The organism is Stygiolobus sp. CP859M (assembly GCF_037389975.1).
Taxonomy (GTDB): domain Archaea; phylum Thermoproteota; class Thermoprotei_A; order Sulfolobales; family Sulfolobaceae; genus Stygiolobus.
The window spans coordinates 22,952-30,427 of the sequence record NZ_JBBHKS010000015.1; the positions used below are offsets into that span (position 1 = coordinate 22,952).

General features: G+C 39.2%; 7 protein-coding genes and 2 pseudogenes. 7 read left to right on the forward strand and 2 right to left on the reverse strand.

The features are described from left to right. Positions 1-83 precede the first annotated feature (83 nt). The 3 genes and pseudogenes from WIW72_RS06640 to WIW72_RS06650 all read left to right on the forward strand — a co-directional run. Positions 84-380: pseudogene (locus WIW72_RS06640) on the forward strand (cytochrome b558/566 subunit A); the annotation flags it as partial. Positions 381-478: 98 nt separating this feature from the next. Next, entirely contained in the window at positions 479-943 is a 465-nt protein-coding gene (locus WIW72_RS06645; protein WP_337701278.1) for an MFS transporter, read from the forward strand. Beyond that, positions 919-1,869 carry an MFS transporter gene (locus tag WIW72_RS06650; RefSeq protein WP_337701280.1) on the forward strand — a complete coding sequence of 317 codons (951 nt, stop codon included), beginning with the start codon at positions 919-921 and terminating at the stop codon, positions 1,867-1,869. Before WIW72_RS06645 ends, WIW72_RS06650 begins: the two co-directional genes overlap by 25 nt. Positions 1,870-2,058: 189 nt before the next feature. Here the strand turns inward: WIW72_RS06650 and WIW72_RS06655 are convergent, their stop codons facing one another. Next, the gene (locus WIW72_RS06655) at positions 2,059-2,697 is read right to left on the reverse strand and encodes a DUF3834 domain-containing protein (protein ID WP_337701282.1); all 639 of its coding nucleotides are present in this window, start codon (positions 2,695-2,697) and stop codon (positions 2,059-2,061) included. Positions 2,698-2,775: 78 nt separating this feature from the next. On the opposite strand from WIW72_RS06655, the gene WIW72_RS06660 reads away from it, so the two are divergent. Together WIW72_RS06660 and WIW72_RS06665 are read left to right on the forward strand one after the other, a co-directional pair. After that, positions 2,776-3,954 carry an MFS transporter gene (locus WIW72_RS06660; RefSeq protein WP_337701284.1) on the forward strand — a complete coding sequence of 393 codons (1,179 nt, stop codon included), beginning with the start codon at positions 2,776-2,778 and terminating at the stop codon, positions 3,952-3,954. Between the two features lie 483 nt (positions 3,955-4,437). Then, positions 4,438-5,016, forward strand: a complete 579-nt coding sequence (locus WIW72_RS06665) for a cyclase family protein (protein WP_337721307.1) — start codon at positions 4,438-4,440, stop codon at positions 5,014-5,016. A gap of 44 nt (positions 5,017-5,060) precedes the next feature. On the opposite strand, the gene WIW72_RS06670 is transcribed toward WIW72_RS06665, so the two are convergent. Next, positions 5,061-6,074, reverse strand: coding sequence for a DUF973 family protein (locus WIW72_RS06670; protein WP_337701288.1), 1,014 nt, complete (start codon positions 6,072-6,074; stop codon positions 5,061-5,063). A 577-nt stretch (positions 6,075-6,651) separates the two neighbouring features. Between WIW72_RS06670 and WIW72_RS06675 the strand changes: the two genes are divergently transcribed. After that, a complete protein-coding gene (locus WIW72_RS06675; protein WP_337701289.1) occupies positions 6,652-6,879 on the forward strand; it encodes an AbrB/MazE/SpoVT family DNA-binding domain-containing protein in 228 nt (75 codons plus the stop codon). A 221-nt stretch (positions 6,880-7,100) separates the two neighbouring features. Next, positions 7,101-7,476 (forward strand): annotated as a pseudogene (locus WIW72_RS06680) (IS701 family transposase); the annotation flags it as partial.

Consider the following 7,476-nt stretch of genomic DNA (forward strand, 5'->3'; position numbering starts at 1 on the left):
ATTAGCCCAACGCTTTTTACCCTCAACTCTTTTTTAATGATGGTTTATGTCCCTAGGTAGGAAAGAGAGGAATTCTTCTACTAATCCTATTAATAGTGGCTCTTTCATTAATACTCTCAGGGTTTAATATAACAACGGCTATGGCTCAGACCACGCCACAGATCATGGTGTATAAGGTACTTGGAAGCGATGATATAAATAACCCTGGAGCTGCTGCACCTTTATGGAGCGAGATCCAATGGGTAAACTTGTCCTTAACAGCTAATATACCGAATGCACCGACATCTGATTTAACTCGCTAGATACTAGTTAAGGCTGCGTGGAATGGATCTTGGATATTTATCCTTGTAAAATGGCATGCCCTAGAGCCCATTTTTAGTGGATGAAAATTATATATCAACACATAGTTGTATATATCAATACGTTTAATACATATAGAAAATTTTTATTATAGACATTTTATCATATCTTGATTCCTATGAAGCTAAGAGATATTTTCAAGCCCCTAGATGATTCTAATTTCAATGTTTACCATGCAAAGAGTCTTTTAATAACAACTCTGGGGATGTTTACAATAAGTTATAATACTACCTTTATAGCAGTAGCACTTCTGGAACTTAAAAAAGAGTTTGGACTTGTAGCAGGATCGTCACTATACGTTCTTTTAGGCACTGCGTCGTTTTGGACCGCTATCGTAGGTGCGATTCTCTTCGGCGTTACCTCTAATTTCAAGGGAAGAAGAGCAGTTTACGGTTATGAAGCTTTGCTGCTCTCTTTAGGTTCACTCCTCGGTGCCTTTGCGCAGAACGTATATGAGCTTATACTCACACAGATGTTGTTCGGATTGGGAATAGGAGGAGACTTCGTTATGTCTCCTATAGTATTGGGAGAGTTTGCCAACAAAAGGATAGGGGTAAATTGCTGGCATTTGCAGTGGGTGTAACTGGTCCTCTGGGGAGCATTGCGAGTGCAGCTACTCTTCTGGGGCTTCCTCTAATAGGGATTCACGGTGATCTATTGTGGAGATTGGTGTTAGGTTTAGGGGCTATTATTCCGGGATCGGTTATATACCTTAGACGAAAGGTACCTGAGTCCCCTAGATACCTAGTAAGAATTAAGGGGGACATGAAGAGGTACCAAGAGGTTGTTAAACAAGTGACTAATAACGATTTGACTGTGGCTGCTAACGCAGTGGACAAGACACCGGTGCTTTTTTACCTAAGAAAATACGCTAAATACATAGCAATAGCAGGGATACTATGGTTCCTAGACCATATGGTGAACCCTGGAGGTGTCTCTGAACCAGCTCTTGTGGGAGAGTCAATAGGTATTAAAAACACAGCTATCTTCAGCCTTGTCCTAACACTAGCTGCGTCAATACCCGGAGGTGCTGTATCTCTCCTACTGATAGATAAGTGGGGTAGGAAACCCTTGGAAGCTGTTGGATTCGCTGGAATGGCTATATCGTTAGTTCTTTTCGCGGCAGTTAAACCGCAATTAACGCTCTCAAACCCTATCACTCCGATAGTGGGAATGCTACTCCTTGGAGGGTATCATTTCTGGCACAACGTAGGTCCAGCTAACGTAAGTGCAGCGGGTGTCTTTAATGTAGAACTTACGCCTACCAAAATAAGAGGAATAGCATCAGGTATAGTTGTTGCAATCGATAGAATGGGCGCCCTAGTTAACTCCGCAATATTCCCATTCCTCTTCTTCAACTTCGGTCTTCCCGTTGCTGTAGGAGTCGGAGGAGCCTTAGGAATAATAGCTGCGATAGTGACGCTGGTAGCAGTGCCTGAAACTAAACAGAAAAGCCTCGAAGAAAGCTCCTTTGAGGATATGTGGTTTAACGTGGAAAACCCACTATAATTATCCTTTTTTCTCAAAGATTCTCAAACTTTTTAGTTTAAAAATCCTAGAAGTTGTAGCGAGTCTCTATTGGTGGATATAAACTTCAGCTCACGAGGTAAAGAGGACAAATATAAGTTAAATCAAGAGACGAAAAAAGAATGAATTAAGGTTTCGAATGTCTCTACGAAAAAACATACAAACACTTGCTTAGCTTATATATTTTCTAACTAACTTAACGAACTCTTCGTCATTAGGTAATTCCTCGATATTGAAGGTCGAGTTCTTCATTACGTTAATAACGAACTCTTTGCTTACCCTTCCTCCCAGTGTAGTAACTACTTTTGTGGCAAATCCCTCGGGGTCTTGCTTAAACATGTCTATTCCTTCATTATATAGTGAGATGAACTGGTCTCTAAACTCGGGCTTTACATGAGCTCCGCAACTTCCCGGAATTCCCAAAAGCTCTTCAAATGTGATCCCTTTAGCTACTCCCGAAGGGACTACAGCACTATCTATTTCACCTTTCTTGAGAGACTCCATTATCTTCTGTATGTCGTCAATACCTATGACCTCAGCGTTTAATTTCTTAGTTTCAACCAACGCTTTAGTCAGAACATTAGCAGCCGTGAGCATCTTAGGTACACCGATCTTCTTCCCCACTGTCGGATATACTGTCATTAGTCCTTTTACTGTAACGTAGTGTATCTTAAGTCCTCTTTTAGCTAGGGACACAGTCGAATCTAACACTATGTCAGCTGTACCTTCTTTAGCAAAAGACAATTCTATTCCCTTGTTGTTTACTATTACGGGATATGATACGGGTCCCGGTGCAGCTAGTATTTTCATAATAGTTTGTTAGTAGACGAACTATTTAAAGTTTCCTCGAGGATAGATTAAAAAGGTTCGGAAACGAATTATGATATCATGGACAAGAAAGTTTACCTTCAGATGCTTCTAGTAATCGTCTCAATGACATTTGTAATTAGGGCTTCCAACAATATGATCTCTACTACTATACCACTTCTGGTTAAGTATGACTTTCACTTCACACAAAGTGAAGTAGGTATAATCAGTGCTATCTTGTCCTTAGGTACTTTCATAACCAGTGGGCTCGTGAATTCCAGGCTTAAGACCTCAGAGAGAAGGAAGTTCTTTATTACATCCTCAGTGCTATATGCACTAGTTCTACCTCTATTTTACTTATCCACGCCTATCACGATTTGGGTAATCAGTGCCTTAGCCGGGTTATCTTTAGGTGCAATAATGCCAAACGTTATTACTTATGCCGGGCTATTGGAAGACAGAAAAGCTAGAGAAAGATTACTCTCGATCTACACTTTGGCCCTTAGCATAAGTCTTGTAGCTGGCCCTGCGTTAGAATCTGTGATACTCACGAAGTTCACGCTGAGGGACGTTTTTGTGTTTTTCGAACCTATGGCGATAGCAGCAGCTATCCTATCACTTTTCGTAAAGTTTCCTCAAGAAGAAAGTAAAAACGTAAAGGTGAATGTATTAAGTAATCCAGGTTTCAAAACAGCAGTGATAAATATACTTACTTATAATATACCTTTCTCTGCAATACTGGCGTTTGGTGGTATATACGCTGTTACAGACCTTCACGTCACTTATTCAGTTGTAACATCTCTCTTCTCTTTATTCTTCACTACGTCATTATTGGCTAGGATTTACCTTTCTGTAAGACCTCCACAAAGTGTTTCTCATCACGTTTACGCTGCAATCTCCATGACGGTCATAGGACTCATTATGATACTTACCTCAATAAATCTCTTAGAATTCGCTTTAGCCCTCTTGATTCTAGGATTTCCGCACGGGTTGACTTATCCACTCTCTGTGATTTCGATCAGCAGGACATTTAAGCCTGAGGAGAGAAATACCGCAAACAGTTCCTTCTTTGCGGTAATGATGGTCATAGGTATAATAGTTCCTTCCGTTGCGGGTTATATAGCAGACCTCGTGGGAATAAAGGATATGTTTGGTCTTTTAATTCCCGTGGTTTTGGTATTACTTGCGTTCTTGAGAAGGTATGTTAAATATGTAGACGAAATAGTTAAGACTGAAGTTAAAGCAGTAACAAGAAGTTGAAAAAGATGTTTAGGAGATGCAAACTCTAACCCTCACTCTAATAATTTGTGGCAATAATAATGGATTTGGTCATACTTCATCTGGAGAAGATGTACAATACTACTCAAAAATCTTTATATAAGAGATTATAGTCTATGACATATGAAATATTTAATAGAAGATTTCAGTTATATAATTCCCTTATTTCCAATAATGGCTCAAATTCCTGATAAATAATTTAGACGTTAACTTCGTTCATGATAAGTTGGTAAGTGATCTCACAAATAACGGTTTCGAAATACACAGAGACAAGCCTAGGAATAACAGCTTCTAAGTGCTTTAATGCAAAGCGGATATCAGATAGAGGTTAATACCACCAGCTGTCAGATGTTCTTCATAAAGGGAAGGAAGGGAAACTACGTTATAGATATAGAAGGGAGACCTCAACCCTAATTTTTCCTCGGCTTTCAGCTTTTTATAAGTGAATTAATAAGAATTATATTTATGATAATAGACCTATCAGTACCCGTAGAAAATGAGATGCCCTTTTACCCGGGAGATCCGCAGCCTAGATTGAGAGAAATCAAAATTAAGGACTACATGGTTCATGAACTCCTTATAGGAACTCACACCGGGACACACGTAGATGTTCCCTATCACTTTATCCCCGAAGGTAAGAGGTTAGACCAAATTCCGCTGGAACGTTTCATGGGTAAGGCTTACGTCACTGACAGTGTTGATCACGCCGAACCTGCGGAAATACTACTAGTCTACACCGGGACTAGTAAAAAGTGGAGGAAAGGTTGGAAAATGGAAGATGGTTATATCACACTATCCTTAAAGGACGCGGAGAAGATCGTGAAAAAGGGATATAAAATGGTGGGAATCGACTCACCCAGCGTTGGAGACACTGATGTGCACAATCTCCTATTACGCAATGAAGTACTCATTGTTGAAAACCTATCTCAGGCGTTAGAAAAGTTGGTAGGGGCTTTTGTATATTTTCAAGCTTTACCTTTAAATATAGCAGGGGTCGACGGTTCTCCCGTGAGGGCTATAGCGATAGTTCAGGGTATGGAATGAAAGAAGTGAGAAAAAAGAAGTGATAAATAAGGGTTTATTGCATATCAAGTTCCCAAAGCGTTAACTACAAATCTCATTATCGTCCCGTTTACAGATGCTGTAATAACTATTCTGTACATAGCACCTTGAGTTATAGGTAAAGTGTTAAAGTAAGCCATTACGTTAGTGTTTTGATTTGCTGGGACAAACTGAGGGTTAAACGTGCTTGTACTGAAGTTCAAGCCTTCAATAGTGGCTGAAAGTAGTGTAGCTGGGGCAGTGGAATACACTTGAAATGTGAGAATACCGTTGGGGCTTATGGTACCGTAAGGCTGTGTCTGGTAAATTGCTATCGGGATATTGGTAGGTGGATTACTCCAGCTTTGCGTAACGCTTATCCCGCTCTTAACTCTCCTTATTACCTCTCCTAGTCCGACGTAAGTCAATATAAACCCTATGAATGCTAAGATTGATGTTGCTATAAGGATCCCTCCGACCTTGACTGTAGATGAACTATATACGCTTCCGAGCTTATAAAAAGCTATACCGACCAAGATGTTAGCTATTATCCCTAGTACGAAGATCACGCCGTCTATTACGTAGACGAGAAATGTCGCGCCTGCTATACCAGATAAAGTAGAACCGGTGCTGAATGAGATTGCTATACCAAGGGCTACTAATAATACTGGTAATAAGAAAGATAATAATGCTGTAATTATCCACAAAGTAGTCCCAGTCTTACCCACACTTATATCTTGAATTATACCAGAAAGTAAAGAAAAACCTGACCTCAAATTAATTATACCCAAAATTTCGATTATCAGTGCTACTATGAATAGAATTCCGGCTATACTGAATAATGAAAGTGCAGCTAAATTGGAAGAATTCGTCGGAACTGAGGTAGAGTTAGATAATGTAACATTAGACAATGTAACAGTGGTAGTCCCGAAAGTCTCCCCTATGAATATAGCCACAATGATTAACACTATGAAAATTACAGCTAGAAACGCGGAGAAGATGTAATAAAGTGACCCTTTTTTCAACTTTTCCAGTCCTGGTAGTTCAGGGTTGTAACTCATTGTCTAAACTTCTCGTTCTAAACTAATAAATTAATTCATAACATTAATGATGATTTTTATTTTTTCTCTACCTCCTTATGGAAGTCTGAGAGATGATAATAAATTCGATTCAAACATACACAAACATCTTCCTCTCTGAGAGTTTAAATTTGCGCAAAGAGAGGTTTAATGATCTTTCTATTGTTGTTTGTTTTTCATATTATAGTCTAGTTACTAACATATTTTCAAAAATAAAAGTCAATTTAGTTCAAATAGTTCTAGTAAATACAGACCTTTTTAGATTGGTTAAGTTGAAAGCCCTTCCTTATCGTTTTATTACAAAAATGAGGGTTTGGGATGCCATACCTCGTGGAAGAGATGTATAACTTCTACTTTAAAATACAAGTTTTTTTAAAATATTTTTGGTAATATCTCTTTTCATCTGTATTAACGGAGTATAGAGGGACAATCGTTATCTTCCCTCCATGGGATTATCTAACGAGTGAGCATTAAATATATTTTCAAATTATGTTAGATCAGTGAGTTAAGAAATTACAATTTATAAAAATTTACATATTACGTATACGTATACTCAATTATGGTAAAGGTAACTGATAAATTCCAAGTGACTATACCGAAAGAGGTTAGGGAGAAGATTAATTTGAAGCCTAATGAAGAGTTTGAGGTTATAGCGCTAAATGATAATGAGATTCTACTTCGAAGGAAGGTGAAAAAAGTTAAGAATCCGTTAGAAGTTCTTATTGGTAAGGAAGAAATAAAGGAAGAAATTCCACCAGAGAAAGTTGATGAGTTAGGTGAAGAATGAATTATTTTGTAGATAGTAACGTCTTCGTTTACGCTAAAATAAATGATAAAAATATGGTAAGTGTTGTCAGGATATAATAAAGAAAATTTACGAAAAGAAAATCGAGGCAATCATAGACAATATAATTCTATTACAGCAGTTATGGGAATCTTAGGGAGGTAATACCAAGAAGTCGGTATTAGCGAGAAGTTTTTAATTTTAGACGTCTTCATACTGAAAAGATGTCAAACGGAAAAGGACAAATCGAGTTAGCTAAGGAGAGGCTGGTCAAGGCGGTCAACCAAGTTCTGGGCGTGATCAGGAGGAACGGGAGGAGCAAGAAGGTCGAATTGGCACTAGTCCTCATGACCCTGCTAGGTGGTAGGGCCAGCGTGAAGAATGCTGCTGAGACGTTCGGGTTAGACTACGCGAACCTACTGGAGGCGTTGGGAGAACTCGAAGACGCGTGGAGGGACTACTTGAAGGTCCTGTCGGGGTTGGTGAAGGGTGAGGTTGTTGTCATCATAGACGACACCGTGGACCACAAGGAGTACTCCAGAGGAAAGGACGTGAGCCCCCACGGAAACTACTGGATCTACTGCCACGCCCACCGGAGGT

Coding starts and splice junctions, on each gene's coding strand:
- WIW72_RS06645 (WP_337701278.1), top strand. CDS start 479: ATGAAGCTAAGAGATATTTTCAAGCCCCTAGATGATTCTAATTTCAAT.
- WIW72_RS06655 (WP_337701282.1), bottom strand. CDS start 2,697: ATGAAAATACTAGCTGCACCGGGACCCGTATCATATCCCGTAATAGTA.
- WIW72_RS06660 (WP_337701284.1), top strand. CDS start 2,776: ATGGACAAGAAAGTTTACCTTCAGATGCTTCTAGTAATCGTCTCAATG.
- WIW72_RS06665 (WP_337721307.1), top strand. CDS start 4,438: ATGATAATAGACCTATCAGTACCCGTAGAAAATGAGATGCCCTTTTAC.
- WIW72_RS06670 (WP_337701288.1), bottom strand. CDS start 6,074: ATGAGTTACAACCCTGAACTACCAGGACTGGAAAAGTTGAAAAAAGGG.
- WIW72_RS06675 (WP_337701289.1), top strand. CDS start 6,652: ATGGTAAAGGTAACTGATAAATTCCAAGTGACTATACCGAAAGAGGTT.